General features: G+C 75.4%; 20 protein-coding genes. 9 read left to right on the top strand and 11 right to left on the bottom strand.

The window, feature by feature from the left end; translation table 11 throughout:
• Window positions 1-77: 77 nt before the first annotated feature.
• Window positions 78-320 carry a hypothetical protein gene (locus ACI79I_RS04175; protein WP_456991010.1) on the bottom strand — a complete coding sequence of 81 codons (243 nt, stop codon included), beginning with the start codon at window positions 318-320 and terminating at the stop codon, window positions 78-80.
• A gap of 160 nt (window positions 321-480) precedes the next feature.
• Between ACI79I_RS04175 and nth the strand changes: the two genes are divergently transcribed.
• The 5 genes from nth (at window position 481) to ACI79I_RS04150 (ending at window position 4,326) form a co-directional block, all read left to right on the top strand.
• The gene (nth, locus tag ACI79I_RS04170) at window positions 481-1,266 is read left to right on the top strand and encodes an endonuclease III (protein WP_456991009.1); all 786 of its coding nucleotides are present in this window, start codon (window positions 481-483) and stop codon (window positions 1,264-1,266) included.
• Entirely contained in the window at window positions 1,263-1,847 is a 585-nt protein-coding gene (locus ACI79I_RS04165; protein WP_456991008.1) for a TlpA family protein disulfide reductase, read from the top strand. The genes nth and ACI79I_RS04165 overlap by 4 nt, the downstream gene beginning before the upstream one ends.
• Window positions 1,844-2,599 (top strand): NUDIX hydrolase, encoded by a 756-nt coding sequence (locus ACI79I_RS04160; protein ID WP_456991006.1) that lies wholly within the window; start codon window positions 1,844-1,846, stop codon window positions 2,597-2,599. Before ACI79I_RS04165 ends, ACI79I_RS04160 begins: the two co-directional genes overlap by 4 nt.
• A 128-nt stretch (window positions 2,600-2,727) precedes the next feature.
• Entirely contained in the window at window positions 2,728-3,141 is a 414-nt protein-coding gene (locus ACI79I_RS04155) for a plastocyanin/azurin family copper-binding protein (protein ID WP_456991005.1), read from the top strand.
• Between the two features lie 3 nt (window positions 3,142-3,144).
• On the top strand, window positions 3,145-4,326 hold the full coding sequence (locus ACI79I_RS04150; protein WP_456991004.1) for a MarP family serine protease: 1,182 nt from the start codon (window positions 3,145-3,147) through the stop codon (window positions 4,324-4,326).
• An 8-nt stretch (window positions 4,327-4,334) separates the two neighbouring features.
• On the opposite strand, the gene ACI79I_RS04145 is transcribed toward ACI79I_RS04150, so the two are convergent.
• The 3 genes from ACI79I_RS04145 to acs all read right to left on the bottom strand — a co-directional run bounded on the left by ACI79I_RS04145 (window position 4,335) and on the right by acs (window position 7,911).
• Window positions 4,335-5,285 carry an alpha/beta fold hydrolase gene (locus ACI79I_RS04145; protein WP_456991002.1) on the bottom strand — a complete coding sequence of 317 codons (951 nt, stop codon included), beginning with the start codon at window positions 5,283-5,285 and terminating at the stop codon, window positions 4,335-4,337.
• A gap of 22 nt (window positions 5,286-5,307) precedes the next feature.
• A complete protein-coding gene (locus ACI79I_RS04140) occupies window positions 5,308-5,811 on the bottom strand; it encodes a phage holin family protein (RefSeq protein ID WP_456991001.1) in 504 nt (167 codons plus the stop codon).
• Window positions 5,812-5,961: 150 nt separating this feature from the next.
• A complete protein-coding gene (gene acs, locus ACI79I_RS04135) occupies window positions 5,962-7,911 on the bottom strand; it encodes an acetate--CoA ligase (protein ID WP_456991000.1) in 1,950 nt (649 codons plus the stop codon).
• A 149-nt stretch (window positions 7,912-8,060) separates the two neighbouring features.
• Here acs and ACI79I_RS04130 point away from each other — a divergent pair, with 149 nt between their 5' ends.
• On the top strand, window positions 8,061-8,774 hold the full coding sequence (locus ACI79I_RS04130; RefSeq protein ID WP_456990999.1) for a (2Fe-2S)-binding protein: 714 nt from the start codon (window positions 8,061-8,063) through the stop codon (window positions 8,772-8,774).
• On the opposite strand, the gene hflX is transcribed toward ACI79I_RS04130, so the two are convergent.
• The 3 genes from hflX to ACI79I_RS04115 form a co-directional block, all read right to left on the bottom strand.
• The gene (hflX, locus tag ACI79I_RS04125; RefSeq protein WP_456990997.1) at window positions 8,771-9,913 is read right to left on the bottom strand and encodes a GTPase HflX; all 1,143 of its coding nucleotides are present in this window, start codon (window positions 9,911-9,913) and stop codon (window positions 8,771-8,773) included. The genes ACI79I_RS04130 and hflX overlap by 4 nt on opposite strands.
• A 154-nt stretch (window positions 9,914-10,067) precedes the next feature.
• Window positions 10,068-11,087: an S-adenosylmethionine:tRNA ribosyltransferase-isomerase gene (locus ACI79I_RS04120; protein ID WP_456990996.1), complete on the bottom strand. Its 1,020-nt coding sequence runs from the start codon at window positions 11,085-11,087 to the stop codon at window positions 10,068-10,070.
• Window positions 11,084-11,779: an SDR family NAD(P)-dependent oxidoreductase gene (locus ACI79I_RS04115; RefSeq protein ID WP_456990995.1), complete on the bottom strand. Its 696-nt coding sequence runs from the start codon at window positions 11,777-11,779 to the stop codon at window positions 11,084-11,086. Before ACI79I_RS04115 ends, ACI79I_RS04120 begins: the two co-directional genes overlap by 4 nt.
• A 70-nt stretch (window positions 11,780-11,849) precedes the next feature.
• Between ACI79I_RS04115 and soxR the strand changes: the two genes are divergently transcribed.
• Both soxR and ygiD read left to right on the top strand, forming a co-directional pair.
• On the top strand, window positions 11,850-12,320 hold the full coding sequence (gene soxR / locus ACI79I_RS04110; protein WP_456990994.1) for a redox-sensitive transcriptional activator SoxR: 471 nt from the start codon (window positions 11,850-11,852) through the stop codon (window positions 12,318-12,320).
• Window positions 12,321-12,415: 95 nt separating this feature from the next.
• Window positions 12,416-13,267 (top strand): 4,5-DOPA-extradiol-dioxygenase, encoded by an 852-nt coding sequence (gene ygiD / locus ACI79I_RS04105; RefSeq protein WP_456990993.1) that lies wholly within the window; start codon window positions 12,416-12,418, stop codon window positions 13,265-13,267.
• 73 nt (window positions 13,268-13,340) lie between these two features.
• Here ygiD and ACI79I_RS04100 read toward each other — a convergent pair whose 3' ends face one another.
• From ACI79I_RS04100 to ACI79I_RS04090, 3 genes are read right to left on the bottom strand one after another with little or no spacing between them, the layout of a single operon-like run.
• A complete protein-coding gene (locus ACI79I_RS04100; protein ID WP_456990992.1) occupies window positions 13,341-13,622 on the bottom strand; it encodes a helix-turn-helix transcriptional regulator in 282 nt (93 codons plus the stop codon).
• The gene (locus ACI79I_RS04095; RefSeq protein ID WP_456990991.1) at window positions 13,619-14,500 is read right to left on the bottom strand and encodes an ABC transporter permease; all 882 of its coding nucleotides are present in this window, start codon (window positions 14,498-14,500) and stop codon (window positions 13,619-13,621) included. Before ACI79I_RS04095 ends, ACI79I_RS04100 begins: the two co-directional genes overlap by 4 nt.
• A complete protein-coding gene (locus tag ACI79I_RS04090) occupies window positions 14,497-15,420 on the bottom strand; it encodes an ABC transporter ATP-binding protein (RefSeq protein ID WP_456990990.1) in 924 nt (307 codons plus the stop codon). The genes ACI79I_RS04095 and ACI79I_RS04090 overlap by 4 nt, the downstream gene beginning before the upstream one ends.
• A gap of 77 nt (window positions 15,421-15,497) precedes the next feature.
• On the opposite strand from ACI79I_RS04090, the gene ACI79I_RS04085 reads away from it, so the two are divergent.
• The gene (locus tag ACI79I_RS04085) at window positions 15,498-16,082 is read left to right on the top strand and encodes a hypothetical protein (RefSeq protein ID WP_456990989.1); all 585 of its coding nucleotides are present in this window, start codon (window positions 15,498-15,500) and stop codon (window positions 16,080-16,082) included.
• Between the two features lie 43 nt (window positions 16,083-16,125).
• Here ACI79I_RS04085 and cobA read toward each other — a convergent pair whose 3' ends face one another.
• Window positions 16,126-17,385, bottom strand: a complete 1,260-nt coding sequence (gene cobA / locus ACI79I_RS04080; protein WP_456990988.1) for a uroporphyrinogen-III C-methyltransferase — start codon at window positions 17,383-17,385, stop codon at window positions 16,126-16,128.
• Window positions 17,386-17,444: the final 59 nt, after the last annotated feature.

Genomic DNA, 17,444 nt, shown 5'->3' with positions numbered 1-17,444 from the left:
CCGATCAGTGGGCAGGTGGGCACCCCCGAAGGGTGACGGCGGCCTCCGCGGCGGCCCTCCGAGGACGGGGTCCTCTCTCAGACGACGGGCGGCTCGGCCTCGCGGCGCACCCGGGACCTGCGTCGCCGGCGCCAGCGGGCCATCGCGCGCCGGATCCCCGAGTTGGCCAGCGTGTCCACCTCGCCGGGGCTGGCGGTGTTGAGGAACTCGGCGACCTCGCGCGGCCCGGTCGGGCGCCGCAGTGGCTCCTCCACCCGTTCCATGACCAGCAGGAAGGCGATGAGCAGCGGGGGGAAGAGGATGACGATGAGGGCGACCACCCGGTACCTCCTCTGTCCTCGTCGGGGGCGGGTCCGGCCCAACCGGCACCCGCGCGCACTCCTGTGTACCCCGTCACCTGCGGCCCGATGCCCGGTCCGCGGCGGCTGCGATGATGGCACGGGCCCGGAGTCGTCAGCGGATCCGCCTACCCTCGACCGCGTGTCCTCGCCCGCCTACGCACGTCCCGTCCCCCCGCACGCGCGGCGCGCGGCCGCGCGCGGTGGCGCGCCGTTCGACCCGGAGGAGACGCCGCTGGCGCGCACCCGCCGCGCCCGGCGGATGGCGCGGGAGCTGGCGCTGATCCACCCCGACGCCCACTGCGAGCTCGACTTCACCAACGCCTTCGAGCTGCTCGTGGCCACCGTGCTGTCGGCCCAGACCACCGACAAGATGGTCAACCGCGTCACGCCGACCCTGTTCGCCAAGTACCCGGACGCGGTGGCCCTGGCCGGTGCCGACCGCGCCGAGCTGGAGGAGATCCTCAAGCCGACCGGGTTCTTCCGCGCCAAGGCCAACTCGGTGCTCGGGCTCGCCCGGGCCCTGGTGGAGCGCTTCGACGGCGAGGTTCCCGGCCGGCTGGCGGACCTGGTCACCCTGCCCGGGGTCGGCCGGAAGACGGCCAACGTCGTCCTGGGCAACGCCTTCGACGTCCCCGGGCTGACCGTGGACACCCACTTCGGCCGGCTGGTCCGGCGGTTCGGCTGGACGGCGCAGGAGGACCCGGTGAAGGTCGAGGCCGAGGTCGCGGAGCTGATCCCCAAGCGGGAGTGGACCATGTTCTCCCACCGGGTGATCTTCCACGGCCGGCGGGTCTGCCACGCCAAGAAGGCCGCCTGTGGCGCGTGCGGCCTGGCCCGCTGGTGCCCGTCCTACGGCATCGGCCCGACCGACCCGGAGGTCGCCCTGGGACTGGTGAAGACCCCGGCCGCCTCCGACACCGAATGAGCGGCCGCGGCAGGGGAGCCGCCGCCGCGCTGGTGCTGCTGGCGGCGGCGCTGGCCGGGTGCGGGACCGACGAGCCGGACGCCGCCGCCGCGCCGACCGCGCCTCCGGTGCAGAACACCACCGCGCCCTGTCCCCAGCAGCCCGACCGGCCGGCGTCCGGCGGCGAGGTGCTCGCCGACGTGACCGTGGACTGCCTGGGCGGTGGCGAGCTGGCCCTCGGCCGGGCGCAGGGGCTGCCGACGGTGGTCAACCTCTGGGCCAGCTGGTGCGGGCCCTGCCGGGAGGAGCTGCCGCTGGTGCAGCAGCTCGCCGACGAGGCCGGCGACCGGCTGCGCGTGGTCGGGCTGGTCAGCCAGGACCCGGCGAGCAACGGGCTGGCCTTCGCCGCCGACGCGGGCATCACCATGCCCACCGGCGTCGACGCGGAGGGGGAGCTGGCCATCGAGCAGGGACTGCGGGGCCTGCCCTACACCTACCTCCTGCGGGCCGACGGCTCGGTCGCCCACCTGCAGCTGCGCCCGGTCACCTCGCTCGAGGAGCTCGAGGGCCTGGTGGCCGAGCACCTGGGGGTGACCCTGTGACGCCGCGGGACGACGACCTGCCCGAGTACCTCCACCGGCTGCTCGACGCATCGGTCGACCTGCCGCTGCGCCACCGCATGGGCCGGCCCTCGGCCACCGCCCGCCGCTCGGCGGTGCTCATCCTGTTCGGCGAGGGCCCGCGCGGCGCCGACGTCCTGCTCATCGAGAAGGCCGCGCACCTGCGCACGCACGCCGGCCAGCCGGCGTTCCCCGGCGGCGGGGCCGACCCGGACGACGACTACCCGGTCGGCACCGCGCTGCGCGAGGCGGAGGAGGAGGCCGGGATCGACCCCGACGGCGTCCGCGTGCTGGCCACCCTGCCGGAGCTCTTCCTCGGCCCGTCGGACAACCTCGTCGTCCCGGTCGTGGCCTGGTGGGACGACCCCCGGGACGTCGCCGTCGGGGACCCGCGGGAGGTCGCGCGGGTCGCCCGCGTGCCGCTCGCCGACCTGGCCGACCCCGCCAACCGGTTCCGCACCCGGCACCCGTCGGGCTACGTCGGCCCGGCCTTCGGCGTCGCCGGCATGGTCGTGTGGGGGTTCACCGGCGCGCTCCTCGACGCGATCCTCGAGGCGGCGGGCCTGGCCCGGCCGTGGGACCAGGACGACGTCCGCCCGCTGCCGGTCCTCGGGGTCCGTCGGCCGCGGCTGCCGGGGACGTTCGACCCCGCCGAGGAGGAGGAGGCCGCCGCGCCGACGGTCGCCGATCCCGCGCCGGACGGGCCTCCGACGCGTACGGTTCCCCCGCGATGAGCGGCCGAAGGACCTCCGTGCCCCCCGTGCAGGACCTCCCTGCTCCCCCCCAGCACCCGCAGGCTCGCGGCGGGACCCTGCAGGAGGGCCGGGCGAGGCTCGCGGCGGGCCCCTGGAGGAAGGCCGCTGTGGTCGCTGCCGCAGTGGTCCTGCTCGCCGGGTGTGGCGGTGGGGAGGACGGCGGCGCGGCGGCGCCCTCGTCCTCCGCGGGCCCCGCGGTCGGCACGGTGACCACGGCGCCCGACGGCGTCCAGGAGGTCACCCTGCAGACGCAGGACGACTACGTGTTCACCCCCGACCGGTTCACCGTCGCCCCGGGGCCGGTGCGGCTGACCGTGGTCAACGTGGCCGAGCAGCTCACCCACAACTTCCGCTTCACGCCGGGCGCGGGCCCCGCGGCGATCGAGCCGGAGATCCCGCTGCTGGCCCCGGGGGAGAGCCGCACCATCGAGTTCACCGTGTCCGCGCCCGGCGACTACGGCTTCGAGTGCAGCTTCCACACCCAGCTCGGCCAGGTCGGCACCATGACGGTGAGCGGTTAGGCGATGTCGATCGTGGACCTCGTGATCATCGCGCTCGCGCTGGCGTTCGCGTTCTCCGGTTTCCGGCAGGGGCTCATCATCTCGGCCACGTCCTTCCTCGGCTTCTTCGGCGGCGCGGTGCTCGGCGCGCAGCTGTCGGGCGCGGTCGCCGACCGGGTGGACGGCTCGCCGGTCACCCGGGTCTTCGCGGCGCTGGTCGTCGTCCTCGCCGGCGCGCTGCTGGGACAGCTGGTGGCCGGGGCCATCGGCCGCGCGGTGCGCACGCGGGTGACCTGGGAGCCGGCCAAGGTGGTCGACTCGGTCGCCGGCGCGGTGGTCTCGGCCGCGGCGGTGCTGCTCGTCGCGTGGATGGTGGCCTCCCCGCTGGCCAGCGCCCCGTTCCCCGAGGTGGCCGGCCAGGTGCGGCAGTCGTCGCTGGTGCAGGCGGTCGACCGCAGCGTCCCCGACGGCGTTCGGGCGGTCTACGACTCGCTGCGGGAGGCGATCGACCGGCCCGGCCTGCCCGACGTCCTCGACCCCCTCACCCCGACCCAGGCCCGGGACGTACCGGCGCCGGACCAGACCCTGCTGGCCAGCCCGGTGGTGGCCTCGGTGCAGGGCTCGGTGGTGCAGATCAGCGGCGTCGCGCCGTCGTGCGCGCGGCAGATCGACGGCTCCGGGTTCGTGTACGCACCCCAGCGGGTGCTGACCAACGCGCACGTGCTCGCCGGGGTCCCCGACCCGGTGGTCACCGCGGAGGGGGAGGAGTACGACGCCACTCCTGTCTACGTCGACGAGGAGACCGACATCGCGGTGCTCGCCGTCCCCGGGCTGCCGCAGGTGCCGCTGACCTTCGCGCCCGGTCCGGTGGACACCGGCGCCGACGCGATCATCATGGGGTACCCCGGCGGCGGCGACCTGTTCGTCGGCCCGGCCCGGGTGCGCGACCGCCGGGACATCAGCGGGCCCGACTTCCGGGACACCCAGACCGTGGTGCGTGACGTCTACGCGCTGTACGGCGAGGTCCGGGCCGGGAACTCCGGTGGGCCGCTGTTCGACCGGGAGGGCCACGTCCTCGGGGTCGTGTTCGCCTCGGCCATCGACGACCCGATGACCGGCTACGCCCTGACCAACGCCCAGGTCGCCGACGCGGTGCAGTCGGGGACGACCGCGACGGCAGAGGTCCCGACCGGCGCCTGCGAGTAGGAGGACCCCTACCCCCTGCGGCTCGCCGGCTCGCCGCGGGCCCAGGTGGCCAGTGCGGCGCTGACCTCGTCGGCGGACTCCTCGTGCGGGAAGTGCCCGATGCCGGCCAGCTCCCGCCACTCGTAGGCGCCGGCGACGTAGCGGCCCGAGCCGCGCGCCGACGAGGGCAGCACGCAGGCGTCCAGGCCGCCGTGCAGCTGCAGCGTCGGGGCGGTCACCGGTGCGGCCATCCGGCGGGCGTAGCGCAGGCCGTCCGGGCGCAGCTGGGAGCGGCCGGCCCAGCGGAAGTACTCCATCGAGCCGTAGGCGGCCTGCGGGATGCGCGCCGCGGACCGGTAGCGGGCGACCGCCTCGGCGAAGTCGGCGGTCGAGGTCCACGCCGGGCCGGCCCACCGGCGCATCAGCTCGGCCACCGGGTCGTCGTCGGCGCGGGTCAGGCGCCGCTCGGGCAGCCGCGGCAGCTGGAAGCCCAGGACGTGCCGCAGCGCCCGTCGCTGGGCGCGGTCCCGCAACGCCGCACGCAGCATCCGCGGGTGCGCCATGGACAGCACGGCCAGCCGGCGGACGCTGCGCGGGTGCAGGGCCGCCACCGTCCAGGCCACCAGCCCGCCCCAGTCGTGCCCCACGACGACGGCGTCCCGCTCCCCGAGTGCCCGCACCAGCGCGGCGACGTCCGCGGCCGCGGTGGGCAGGTCGTAGCCGCGGGGCGGCTTGTCGCTGCCGCCGTAGCCGCGCAGGTCCGGGGCGACGGCGCGGAAGCCGGCCGCGGCCAGCGCGGGCAGCTGGGCGCGCCAGGCCCACCAGAACTCCGGGAAGCCGTGCAGCAGCAGCACCAGCGGACCCTCGCCGGCCTCGGCCACGTGCAGCCGGACACCGTTGGCCGACAGGTCGCGGTGCGTCCAGGGACCGGGCAGCAGGACGCTGGTGGCGTCGGGCGGCTCCTCCTCGGGGGCGCTCACCGATCCGCGCGCGGCGCCCCGGTCAGACGGTGTAGTTGTCGTTGCCGCGCAGCTGCACCCGCCCGTTGCTGACCGTCGGGACCTCGCGGCGACGCTCGCCGGGGGCCTCCCGGTGCACGACCCCGGGCAGCTCGCGCAGCGTCTCGATGGTGCGCTCGGGCTTCTCGATCTTCTTGATCTGGCTGCGTCCCACCAGGGCGGCGATCGCGGCCAGCAGCACGATGAAGACCCAGACGATCAGGTAGGAGATCCAGCGCTGCAGGCCGAGCCAGGTGATGAACTCGGCGATGGTGACGAACAGGAAGATCCCGGAGAAGGCGAGCAGGACGCCCGCGGCGCCGAACGCGCCGGCGCCGATGCCGGCCTTCTTCGCCGACGTCCCGACCTCGGCCTTGGCCAGCTCGATCTCGCTGCGGATCAGCGTCGACACGTCGGCCATGGCGCTCTGCACGAGCACGCCGATGGAGGGCTCCTCCGCGCCGGCGAGCCGGCCCTGGGACGGGGTCGACGATGCGCTGTGGGCCACGGGGGCACCTCCTGGGGTCGGTGGCGACTCTGGGGCCGCCCGGCGGGCGGTCCACCTGGAGGAATGGTGCCCCATGATCACCGGGCGCGCGTCCCGGTGTCCCCCGAGCGGAGTGCGGGAGCGCAGGGATCCTGCGCTCCCGCGCTCCGCTCAGTCGTCGGAGGACGACGCCGGCAGCTTGTCCTTGATCAGGTTCATCACCGACGAGTCGGTCAGCGTGGTGACGTCGCCCAGCTCGCGGTTCTCGGCGACGTCGCGCAGCAGGCGGCGCATGATCTTGCCCGACCGGGTCTTGGGCAGCTCCTGCACGACCATGATCTGGCGCGGCTTGGCGATCGGGCCGATGTCCTTGGCCACGTGCTGGCGCAGCGTCTGGACCAGGTCGTCGCCGGAGTCCTCGGCGCTGCCGCGGAGGATGACGAAGGCGACGATGCCCTGCCCGGTGGTCGGGTCGCTGGCCCCCACGACCGCGGCCTCGGCCACCGCGGGGTGGGCCACCAGCGAGGACTCCACCTCGGTGGTGGAGATCCGGTGGCCGGACACGTTCATGACGTCGTCCACCCGGCCCAGCAGCCAGATGTCACCGTCGGCGTCCTTCTTGGCGCCATCCCCGGCGAAGTAGACGTCCTTGCCGAACCGCGACCAGTAGGTGTCGACGTAGCGGTCGTCGTCGCCCCAGATGGTGCGCAGCATCGACGGCCAGGGCTCGGTGAGCACCAGCAGGCCGGTGGTGTCGTCGCCGAGCTCGTTGCCCTCGTCGTCGACGACCTTGGCCGAGATGCCGGGGAACGGCGTCTGCGCCGAGCCGGGCTTGAGGTTGGTGACGCCGGGCAGCGGGGTGATCATGTGCGCCCCGGTCTCGGTCTGCCACCAGGTGTCCATGATCGGGCAGCGGCCGCCGCCGATGTTCGCGTGGTACCAGAGCCAGGCCTCGGGGTTGATCGGCTCACCGACCGAGCCGAGGATGCGCAGGCTGGTCAGGTCGAAGCCGGCGGGGATGTCCTCGCCCCACTTCATGAACGTCCGGATCACCGTCGGGGCGGTGTAGAGGATGGTGACCCGGTACTTCTCGATGAGCTCGAACCAGCGGCCGCGGTGCGGGGTCTCCGGCGTCCCCTCGTACATGACGCTCGTCGCCCGGTTGGCCAGCGGTCCGTACACGATGTAGCTGTGGCCGGTGACCCAGCCGACGTCGGCGGCGGTCCAGTAGACGTCGGTGTCGGGCTTGAGGTCGAAGGTGGCCCAGTGGGTGTAGGCGACCTGGGTGAGGTAGCCGCCGCTGGTGTGCAGGATGCCCTTCGGCTTCGCCGTCGTCCCCGACGTGTACATGATGTAGAGCGGGTGCTCGGCGTCGAACGCCTCGGGTGTGTGCTCGGTCGACTGCCGGTCGACGACGTCGTGCCACCACAGGTCGCGGCCCTCGGTCCACTCGACGTCCTGCTCGGTGCGCTTGACCACGACGACGTTGCGCACGTCGCCGCCGCGACCGACGGCGTCGTCCACCGCCGGCTTGAGCGCGCTGGGTGCACCGCGGCGGTAGCCGCCGTCGGCGGTGATCACCAGGACGGCGCCGGAGTCGTCGAGCCGGCTGGCCAGGGCGTCGGCGGAGAAGCCGCCGAAGACCACCATGTGCACCGCGCCGATGCGGGCGCAGGCGAGCATGGCGATGACCGTCTCCGGGATCATCGGCATGTAGATGGCGACCCGGTCGCCGGCCTGGACGCCCAACTCGAGCAGCGCGTTGGCGGCCTTGCAGACCTCGTCCTTCAGCTGGGCGTAGGTGATGGTCCGCGTGTCGCCGGGCTCGCCCTCCCAGTGGTAGGCGACCTGGTCGCCGTGGCCGTCCTCGACGTGCCGGTCGACGCAGTTGTAGGCGACGTTGAGCCGGCCGCCGACGAACCACTTGGCGAAGGGCGGGTTGCTCCAGTCGAGGACCTCGTCCCACTGCTGGGCCCAGGTCAGCCGCCGGGCCTGCTCCGCCCAGAACGCCAGCCGGTCGCGCGACGCCTCCTCGTAGACGTCGGGACCCACGTTGGCCTGCGCGGCCAGCTCGTCGGCCACCGGGAACCGGCGGCCCTCCACCTCGGTGGTCTCGCTCACGACTACCTCCTGCGTGTCCGACGCCGCGACGGCGCGACGTGCTCCCCGCCACACCGTATGGTCCGGGGCCGCCTCGCGTCTGCCCCGTGCACCGTCGCCGTGGCAGGCCCGCGCGGAGTCGGGCGCGGCGCGCCGGACAGACTGGCCGCGTGACGGCGTCGCTGCAGGCCGAGGTGGCCGCGCGGGTGCCCGGGGCGGCCGCGCTGGGCCTGGTGGCACCCCCGTCGGCGCGGGCGCTCCCCGCGGTCCTGCTCGCCGACGCGGACTGGACGGCCGGGCGGATCGCGACCCTGGCGGAGCGGTACCGCAGCGACGACCGGCGGGTGCTGGCCACCGTCTGGTGGTACTCGGCCTCGACGGTGCTGCTCACCCCCACCCTGGCCGGGCTGGTGACCGGGCGGCCGCTGTCGGCCCGGCTGGCCGACAGCACGCTGCACGCCCTGGCCGGCGGGACGCTGGTCGCCGCGACGTCGGCGGCCCCCGGCGGCGACCTGACCGGCGAGCTGCGGGAGTCGCTGTCGGCCGTCGTGACGGCGGTGGCCGCGGCCGGCGGGGTGCGCCCGCGGCCGCTGTGGGCGATCGCGGCGGACTCGCTGGCCGGCCGCCTGCTGGCGCTGGGGCGGGCGCTCGGCGACGTCCCCCGCGCGACCGCCCTGGCCGCGCCGCTGGCCGCGGGGATCGGCCCGCCGCTGCCGGTGCCGGGCTACGTCGACGTCACCGGCGTCCGGTTCGTGCGGCGGGTGTCCTGCTGCCTGCTGTACCGCCTGCCCGGTGAGCCGCTGTGCACGTCCTGCCCGCGCCGGCCCGCCGAGCAGCGGCGGGTGCTGTTGGAGGACGCCGCGGAACGGGTGCGCCAGCGCTAGCCCAGGCGCCGCTCGATCGCCTGCCGCAGGTCGTCGACCCCCTCCCCGGTCACCGCCGAGACCGCGACGGCGTCGGGATAGGCCGCCCGCAGCGCGGCGACCCATCCCGGTGGGGCGATGTCGACCTTGTTGAGCGCGAGCAGCTCGGCCTTGTCGCGGGCGCCGATCTCGTAGAGCACGCCGCGGACCGTCGTCACCTGGGCCATCGCGTCGGGGGCGGCGGCGTCCACGACGTGCAGCACCAGATCGGCCTCCGTGACCTCCTCCAGGGTGGAGCGGAACGCGTCGACCAGCTGGTGCGGCAGGTGGCGGACGAAGCCGACGGTGTCGCTGAGGGTGTACTCCCGGCCCGACGGCGTGCGGGCCTGGCGAACGGTCGGGTCCAGCGTGGCGAACAGCGCGTCCTGCACCAGGACGTCGGCGCCGGCCAGCCGGTTCATCAGCGCGGACTTCCCGGCGTTGGTGTACCCGGTCAGGGCCACCGAGGGCACCCGGTTGTGCCGGCGCCGCTGGCGGGTCCGTTCCCGTCGCCGGGCGGTCTCCTGCACCTGGCGGCGCAGCTGGGTGATCCGCCGCCGCAGGTGGCGGCGCTGCCGCTCCAGCCGCATCTCACCCGGTCCGCGGACGCCGGTGCCCGCGCCGCCGGCCGTCCGCCCGCCACCGATGCGGGACAGCTCCGTGCCGTGCCCGGTCAGCCGCGGGAGCTGGTAGGCCAGCTGGGCGAGCTCGACCTGCGCCTTGCCCTCACTGCTGCGGGCGTGCTGGGCGAAGATGTCGAGGATCAGCGCGGTCCGGTCGACCACCCGCGCGCCCAGGCGGTCCTCCAGGTTGCGCACCTGCGCGGGGGAGAGGTCGCCGTCGGCGATCACCAGGGCGGCGTCGCGCTGCCGCACCAGGTCGGCCAGCTCGCTGACCTTGCCCGAGCCCAGGTAGGTCGCCGGGTCGGGCCGGTCGCGGGCCTGCACCAGCCGGCCGACGACGTCCACGCCGTCGGTCTCGGCCAGCCGCTCCAGCTCGTCGAGGGGGTCGGCGGCGCCGTCGTCCCCCGCCCGCACGCCGAGCAGCACCGCGCGGGCGCCGTCCCCGACTCCGCCGTCGGCCCGCTCGGCCTCCGGGCCGAGCAGCCACGTCCCTGGCATGTGTCCGCCTCCCCGAACCCGGGCCGCACCGCCCGGTCCGCGGCCGGAGGGACGGGCCGTCCTGGCCCTCTCCGGCACCGTCAGCGTTCCCCCGGCCCGGCGGTCCTGCCACCGGAGTACGACGGCGCGGCACCCCTGCGCCGTCGTACCCCGCTCAGGGCAGGAACAGCATCGTGTCGCCGTACTCGTGCCAGAGGTAGCTGCCCGCGGCGGCGTGGGCGTAGGCCCGCTCGACGAGGGCCCGCCCGGCGACCGCCTCGAGCAGCAGCAGGTGGCTGGCGTCCGGTGCGTGCAGCCCGGTGACGAGGCCGGTGACCGCGCGGGCCGGGCGGTCGGGGCCGAGGACGAGGTCGGTCCAGCCGGCGGCCGGGCGCGTGACGCCGTCCTCCCCGGTCGCGGTCTCCAGGGCGCGGGTGACGGTCGTGCCGACGGCGACCACCCGCCGGCCGGCCTGCCGCGTGGCGTTGACCAGCCGCGCGGTGACCTCCGGGACGCCGAAGCGCTCCGGCGACGGCGGCTCGTGCAGCTCGGGGCTGGAGACCCCGGCGTGCAGCACGACCGGGACGACGGGCACCCCGCGGGCCATGAGCCGGACGAGCACCCGCTCGGTGAACGGCCGGCCGGCGCTGGCGTTCTCCGCGCTGCCCGGCTCGGTCGCGTAGACGTTCTGCGCGTCGGCGAGGGTCAGCGCCCCGCGGACGTAGCCGTAGCGGATCGGCTGCCCGTGCAGTCCGAGGTAGGCCACCCGGTCGACGTGCGGCTCGGGCCGGGCTCGCCACAGCCGCGAGGGCCGGCCCGGGTCGGGGAACGCCGCGAGCAGCCGCAGCTGCACCCCGCCGGGGAGGTCCAGCTCGCTGCCCGGCTCGACGCCGCGGTCGGGCCCGTCGCCGTCCGGACGGCGCACCTCGACCACCCAGTCGCCGTCGTCGAGCTCCGTCGACACGTGCAGCGGGACGGTCGTGCCGTCGGCGCGGCGGACGTCGAGCCGCGCGGGCAGCGTCGCCGAGGTGTTGACCACGACCAGGTCACCGGGCTCGAGGTGCTCGGGGAGGTCGCGGAAGACGGCGTCACCCAGCGCGCCGGGCCGGGCAACCAGCAGCCGGACGCCGTCGCGGGCCAGGCCGCGGTGCTCGGGCGGCGCCGTGGCCTCGGCGCCCATGACCACGGTGCTCACCGGCCGGCCCCCGCCGTCGTGGCGAGCTCAGCGACGCGGTACCGGCCGCTGGGCAGGTCCTCGTCCACCAGCCGCAGCAGCGCGGGGACGACCGTCTCCGGAGCCGGCAGCCCGGTCGCGTCGGGGTCGGCGGCGCGGTGCATGTCCGTGGCCATGTCGCCGGGGTCGACGGCGTGGACGCGCAGTGCGGGGTGTTCGACGGCGAGGACGGCGGTGAGCTGGTCCAGCGCCGCCTTGCTCGCGCCGTACCCGCCCCAGCCCTCGTAGGCCTCGACCGCGGCGTCGCTGCTCACGTGCAGCACCGTGCCGCCGGCCCGTTCGAGCGCCGGCAGCACCGCCTGCAGCAGCGCCAGGGGGGCGACGGTGTTGACCGCCAGCACCCGCTCGAGGGCGGCCGCGGGCAGGTCGGCGAGGCGGGGGAGCGGGGTCGGGCCCAGCTCGCTGGCGTTGCTGACCAGCAGGTCCAGGCGGTCGCCGACGGCTGCGGCGAGGGCCGCGCGGTGGGAGGGGTCGGAGACGTCGCCGGGAACCGCCGTGACCAGGTCGGGACGGGGCAGCGCGGCGACCGCCGCCGCGAGGCGGTCGGGGTCGCGGCCGTCGACGACGAGCCGCCAGCCGCGCCGTGCGAGGGCCTGGGTGAGGGCGGCGCCGAGGCCGCGGGACGCTCCGGTGACGAGTGCTGTGCGAGTCATGGCGCCACGGTGGGTCTTCAACCGCACTTGAGGTCAATACTTGGAGTCGACTTGAGGAAGGGAGGTCGTCGTGGCCGAGGAACTGACGATCGGGCAGGTGGCGGAGCGGGCCGGGATCGCCGCGTCGGCGCTGCGGTACTACGAGGCGCAGGGGCTGGTCTCGGCGTCCCGGACGGCCGGTGGTGCACGCCGCTTCCCGCGCAGCGTGCTGCGCCGGCTGGCGTTCATCCGGGCCGCGCAGAACGTGGGGCTGACCCTGCCGGAGATCCGGGCGGCGCTGTCGGCGCTCCCGGAGGGGCGGACGCCGTCCGCGCGGGACTGGGCCCGGCTGTCGCAGGGCTGGCGGGACCGGCTCGACGAGCAGATCGCGGCGCTGGTGCAGTTGCGCGACGGGCTGTCCTCGTGCATCGGCTGCGGCTGCCTGTCCCTGACGCGGTGCGCGCTGTCCAACCCCGGGGACGTCGCGGCGGGCGAGGGGCCCGGGGCGCGCTGGCTCTCGCCGGCGCTGCGGCGGGTCCCGCCGACGTCCAACGCGGGGTGACCAGCGGGTCCGACGCGGGGTGGGGGCGGCCGATCTCGCCTCGGGGCCGGGTGCGGGAGATGATCGACCGACCGCCGTCGAGAGGGGGAGGTCGCATGTCCGTCATGCCCGCCGCGTTCTTCGGCCACGGCAACCCGATGAACGCCCTGGAGACCAACCGCTACACCGAGGCCTGGCGGGCGTTCGGGAAGTCGGTGCCCCGGCCGCGGGCGATCCTCGTCGTCTCGGCGCACTGGTACGTGCACGCCACGGCCGTGACGGCGATGCCGCGGCCGCGCACCATCCACGACTTCTTCGGCTTCCCGCGCGAGCTGTTCGAGGTCAGCTACGACGCGCCGGGCCTGCCGGAGCTCCACCAGGAGGTCTCCGACGTCGTGCACCCGACGTGGGTGGGCGCGGACCTGGACAGCTGGGGCATCGACCACGGCACCTGGTCGGTGCTGCGGCACGCCTTCCCCGACGCCGACATCCCGGTCGTGCAGCTGTCGATCAACGCGCTCAAGCCGTTCGACTACCACCTGCAGCTCGGCGCCTCGCTGGCACCGCTGCGGGAGGACGGCGTCCTGGTCATCGGCAGCGGGAACGTCGTCCACAACCTCGGCGGGGTCAGCCGCGCGATGCCCGACGGCGGCTTCGACTGGGCGCGCCGGTTCGACGAGCAGGCGCAGGAGTTCATGCAGCTGGAGCCGACCGAGGTCCTCCGCCTCGACGGGCACCGCGACTACGACCTCGCCGTCCCGACGCCGGACCACTTCCTGCCGCTGCTCTACATCGCGGGGATGGCGGGGGCGACCGGGACCACCGCCGACGTCCTGGTCGACGGCTACGCCTACGGCTCGCTGTCGATGACGGCCTACACCGTGGGCATGACCCCGCCCTCGGCCAACGGGGGTGGGTTCGCCGCGCCGCTGCCCGACGACCCGCCGCCGGACGGCGCGAACATCTAGAGGCCGACCGCGACGGTCGCGGCCAGCTCCCGGCAGGCCTCGAGGTCGGCCGGGCCGGGCGTGCCGCTGAGGCTCAGCCGGCGGCGGCCGGGCGGTCCCCGTCGGCGGGCCCGGCGAGGTCGCTGATCCGCGGGAACGGCCTCGTGGAGAAGACGACCTCGACCGGGACGCCGAAGAACTCCGCGATGCGCAGCGCCAGGTGCAGGCTCGGGTTGTACTCGCCGCGCTCCAGGTAGCCGATGGTCTGGTAGTGGACGCCCAGGGCGTCGGCCAGCTCCCGCCGGGTGACGCCCTGCTCGGCCCGGAGCAGGGCGATGCGGTTGTAGACGGCGTCCCCCGTGCGCTCGGCACTCACCGGACCCACTGCAGCGCCGCGTCGCGGGCCGCCGCCACCTGCGAGCCGGACTGCCGACGGGCCATGCGCCGCAGCACCACCGGGGTCACCAGCAGCCCGGCGACCGCCCAGGCGGCGAGCACGAGGACGGCGTGCCCCGTCCGCCACGAGCCGCCCAGCTCGACCGCGGCCGCCGAGTCGGGCAGGAACGCCGAGCGCATGCCCAGGCCGATCCAGTACGTGGGGAACACCTGCGCGACGGTCTGCACCCCGCCCCACAGCGCCTGCACCGGGAAGAAGATCCCGGAGATCACGGTCACGACGGTGACCGGCAGCATCCCCCACGTGCCGACCTTCTGCGTGCCGGGCACCACCGCGCCCAGGACCATCCCCAGCGGCAGGGTGGCCAGCAGGCCCAGGGCCAGCACCCAGGCGACGGTGAGCCAGCCGCCTGCGCCCCGCGGCATGACGCCGTCGAAGAGCAGGGCGCCGGACACGAGGATCACCAGCAGCATCGGGAACAGGCTCAGCGAGTGGTAGACCACCTGGCCGGTGACATAGCCCTCCATGCCGTGCGGCAGCGCCTTGTGCCGCAGCAGGGTGCCGTCCTCGCGCTCCATCGCCAGAGCGAACGCCGGGCCGATGACCACGCCGAAGGCCGCCAGCGCGGCGAGGATGCTCGGCAGCGCGACCGACGGGTAGAGCAGGCCGGTGCCCTCGACCTCGGTGTCGCGGTTGAACCACAGGAAGACCAGCGTGCCCACGCCCATGAACAGGTAGAAGCCCTGGTCCTGGGCGCTGCGCACGCTGAGCAGGAACTCCGTCCAGCCGCGCCGCAGGCCGAGCCGGACCGCGTACGCGGCGCCGACCCGCCCGCTGTCCTCGACGCTCCGGGTCACCGGGTCACCTCCGCCAGCTCGGCCCGGCTGCCGGACTCGTGCCGGGCGACCATCTCGATGTAGGTGTCCTCCAGGCTGGCCCGGTGCACCTCGAGGTCGGCGATCTCGTCGCCGTACTGCTCGAACAGCCGCCGGACGAAGGCCGTGGAGTCCTCGGTGGCGTGCACGAACCGCTCGCCACCGCGGGTCCAGCGCACCTCGCTGGTACCGGCGACCTGCCGGGTCAGGGCCTCGGCGCTGCCGTCGGCGACGATCCGGCCGTCGGCGAGGATGAGGATCCGGTCGGCCAGCCGCTCGGCCTCGCCGAGGTCGTGCGTGGTCAGCAGGATGCTCGTGCCCTCCAGGTCGGAGAGCCGGTGCACCAGGTCGTGGAAGTCCCGGCGGGCCTGCGGGTCGAAGCCGGCGGTCGGCTCGTCGAGGAAGAGCAGCTCGGGGCGGCCGATGATGCCGACCGCGACGTCCAGCCGGCGCCGGCGGCCTCCGGAGAGGGTGGCGATCCGGCGGTCGGCGTCCGCGGTGAGACCGACGGTCTCCAGCAGCCAGTCGACGTCGTAGGGGCGGGGCCGTTCCGGCGTGGCGTAGGGCCGGTAGTAGCCGCCGAGCTGGGTGAGCAGCCGGCGCGGCGTCCAGCGGGCGTGGTCCCGCCAGGACTGCAGGACGACGCCGACGCGGGCCCGCCACGCGTCGTCGGCGGAGGCCGGGTCCACGCCGAGCACCTCGATGTGGCCGGCCGAGCGCAGCCGGAAGCCCTCCAGCACCTCGATCGTGGTCGTCTTGCCGGCGCCGTTGGGTCCCAGGAGGCAGACCACCTCGCCGGCGTGGACGTCGAAGTCGACGCCGGTCAGGACCTCGTGCTGGCCGTACCTCATCCGCAGGCCGCGGACCCGGACGGCGGGCCGGTCGTGCGCGTCCCCGCTCATTCGCCACTCCCTCGGGGCTAATCGGTGCGGCGATAGTAGGTCTACTACATCGACAGTACAACTGCTTACATGTCGGCATGGGGTTGCTGCAGAGCGTGGTGCGGTCGGAGGCCGGCATCGCCCGGGCGCTCGCCGACGGGGTGCGCGGTCGCGACGACGTCCGGCCCGGGGAGGTGGCGCTGCCCTACGCCGGCCGCTTCGGCCTCGTGGTGGGCGTGCTGTGCGTGCTGGGCGCGCTCGAGACCGTGGTGGTGCACGTGCTGCTGCCGTGGGAGGTCGCGCGGTGGGTGCTGCTGGCCGTGTCGGTCTACGCGCTGGTGTGGGTGCTCGGCTTCGGCCTCTCGCTGCGCCAGCACCCGCACGTCGTCCGGGACGGCGAGCTGGTGCTGCGGTTCGGCCACCTCCGGTCGGTGGCTGTGCCACTGGCCGGGCTGGCCGCGGTGCGGCGCAGCGTCGAGACGGGGCACCGGCGCACCGTCGTCCGCGACGGCGACCGGCTGGTGGTCTCGGTCATGGGTGACACGAACGTCGAGCTGCGCCTCGACCCGCCCGTGCACGTCCCGGGTCAGGACGACCCGGTCGCCCGCGTGGCCCTGTACGCCGACGACCCGGCCGCGGCCGTCCGGGAGCTGCGGACCCGCGTGGTCAGCGGGGCCGGCTGACCGCCCCGGGCGTTCCCGCGGGAACGCCGTCCCCCGGCGGCCGTCAGCGAGGGGCGCCGAGCTCCGCGGCGAGCCGCACCACCTCGCCGACGACCCAGACGGCGGGTGGCCGGATGCCCTCCTCGGCCAGCGTCCTGCCCAGACCGGCGAGGGTGGTGCGCACCGTGCGCTGGGTGGGCGTCGAGCCGTCCGCGACGACGGCGACCGGGGTCTCCGGGTCGCGGCCGTGCTCGACGAGCGCCGCGGCGATCGCGGGGGCGGTGTCCACGCCCATGAGGACGACGAGGGTGCCGCGCAGCCGCCCGAGTGCGGCCCAGTCGACCAGCGACTGCGGGTGCCCGGGCGGCACGTGCCCGGAGACGACGGCGAACTCGTGGGTGAGCCCACGGTGGGTGACCGGGATGCCGGCCAGCCCGGGGACGCCGATCGCGCTGGTCACCCCGGGGACCACCTCGACCGGGACGCCGGCCGCCGCGCAGGCCTCCAGCTCCTCCATCCCGCGGCCGAAGACGAACGGGTCGCCGCCCTTGAGCCGCACCACCCGCTTCCCGGCCCTGGCGTGCTCGACCAGCAGCGCGTTGATCTGCTCCTGGGCCATGTACCGGCCGCGGGGCAGCTTCGAGGCGTCGATGACCTCGACGTCGGGCGGCAGGGAGGCCAGCAGCGACTGCGGCGCGAGGTGGTCGGCCACGACGACGTCGGCCTGCGACACCGCCTGCTGGCCGCGCACGGTGATCAACCCCGGGTCGCCGGGGCCGCCGCCGACGAGGACGACGGTCCCCGGCCGGCCCTCGGGCACGGCGCGGGCCGCCCGGTCGCGGATGCTGCCGTCGGTCAGCCCGGCGACGACCGCGTCCCGGACGGCGACGGCCCGCTGGGGGTCCCCGCCGCCGTGGACGCCCACGACGAGGTCCCCCTGCCGGCCGACGGCGGGGGTCCAGACGCTGGACGCCGACCGGTCGTCAGCGCGGGCGCAGAAGACGCGGGCCCGTTCGGCCTCCTCGGCGACCGTGGCGTTGACCGCGGGGTCGTCGGTGGCGGCGACCGCGTACCAGGCGCCGTCGAGGTCGCCGGGCCGGTAGGAGCGGCGCACCCAGGTGACCGCCCCCGGACCCACGAGCGCCTCCAGGGCCGGGGTGACCTCGGGGCTGACCACGGTCACGCGGGCCCGGGCCTCCAGCAGGCCGGCGACGCGGCGGTGCGCGACCTGGCCACCGCCCACGACCACGACCCGGCGGTCGAGCAGTCGCAGGCCCACGGGATAGACCACCCCGGAGGCCGGGTCGACGGGGGTGGCGTTCACGGTCGCTCCTCGCCGGCGCCCGTCGCGACCGGGGACGGCGTCCCCACGATCGTGCGGCT

It is taken from the genome of Geodermatophilus sp. SYSU D01105, assembly GCF_054050095.1.
This window is presented reverse-complemented; position numbering and strand designations above follow the sequence as displayed.

Bases quoted from the DNA above. Each gene is read 5' to 3' on its own strand.
- ACI79I_RS04165 (WP_456991008.1), top strand. From the start codon at position 1,263: ATGAGCGGCCGCGGCAGGGGAGCCGCCGCCGCGCTGGTGCTGCTGGCG.
- ACI79I_RS04090 (WP_456990990.1), bottom strand. From the start codon at position 15,420: ATGAGCGGGGACGCGCACGACCGGCCCGCCGTCCGGGTCCGCGGCCTG.
- ygiD (WP_456990993.1), top strand. From the start codon at position 12,416: ATGTCCGTCATGCCCGCCGCGTTCTTCGGCCACGGCAACCCGATGAAC.
- ACI79I_RS04085 (WP_456990989.1), top strand. From the start codon at position 15,498: ATGGGGTTGCTGCAGAGCGTGGTGCGGTCGGAGGCCGGCATCGCCCGG.
- ACI79I_RS04150 (WP_456991004.1), top strand. From the start codon at position 3,145: ATGTCGATCGTGGACCTCGTGATCATCGCGCTCGCGCTGGCGTTCGCG.
- hflX (WP_456990997.1), bottom strand. From the start codon at position 9,913: ATGCCAGGGACGTGGCTGCTCGGCCCGGAGGCCGAGCGGGCCGACGGC.
- ACI79I_RS04115 (WP_456990995.1), bottom strand. From the start codon at position 11,779: ATGACTCGCACAGCACTCGTCACCGGAGCGTCCCGCGGCCTCGGCGCC.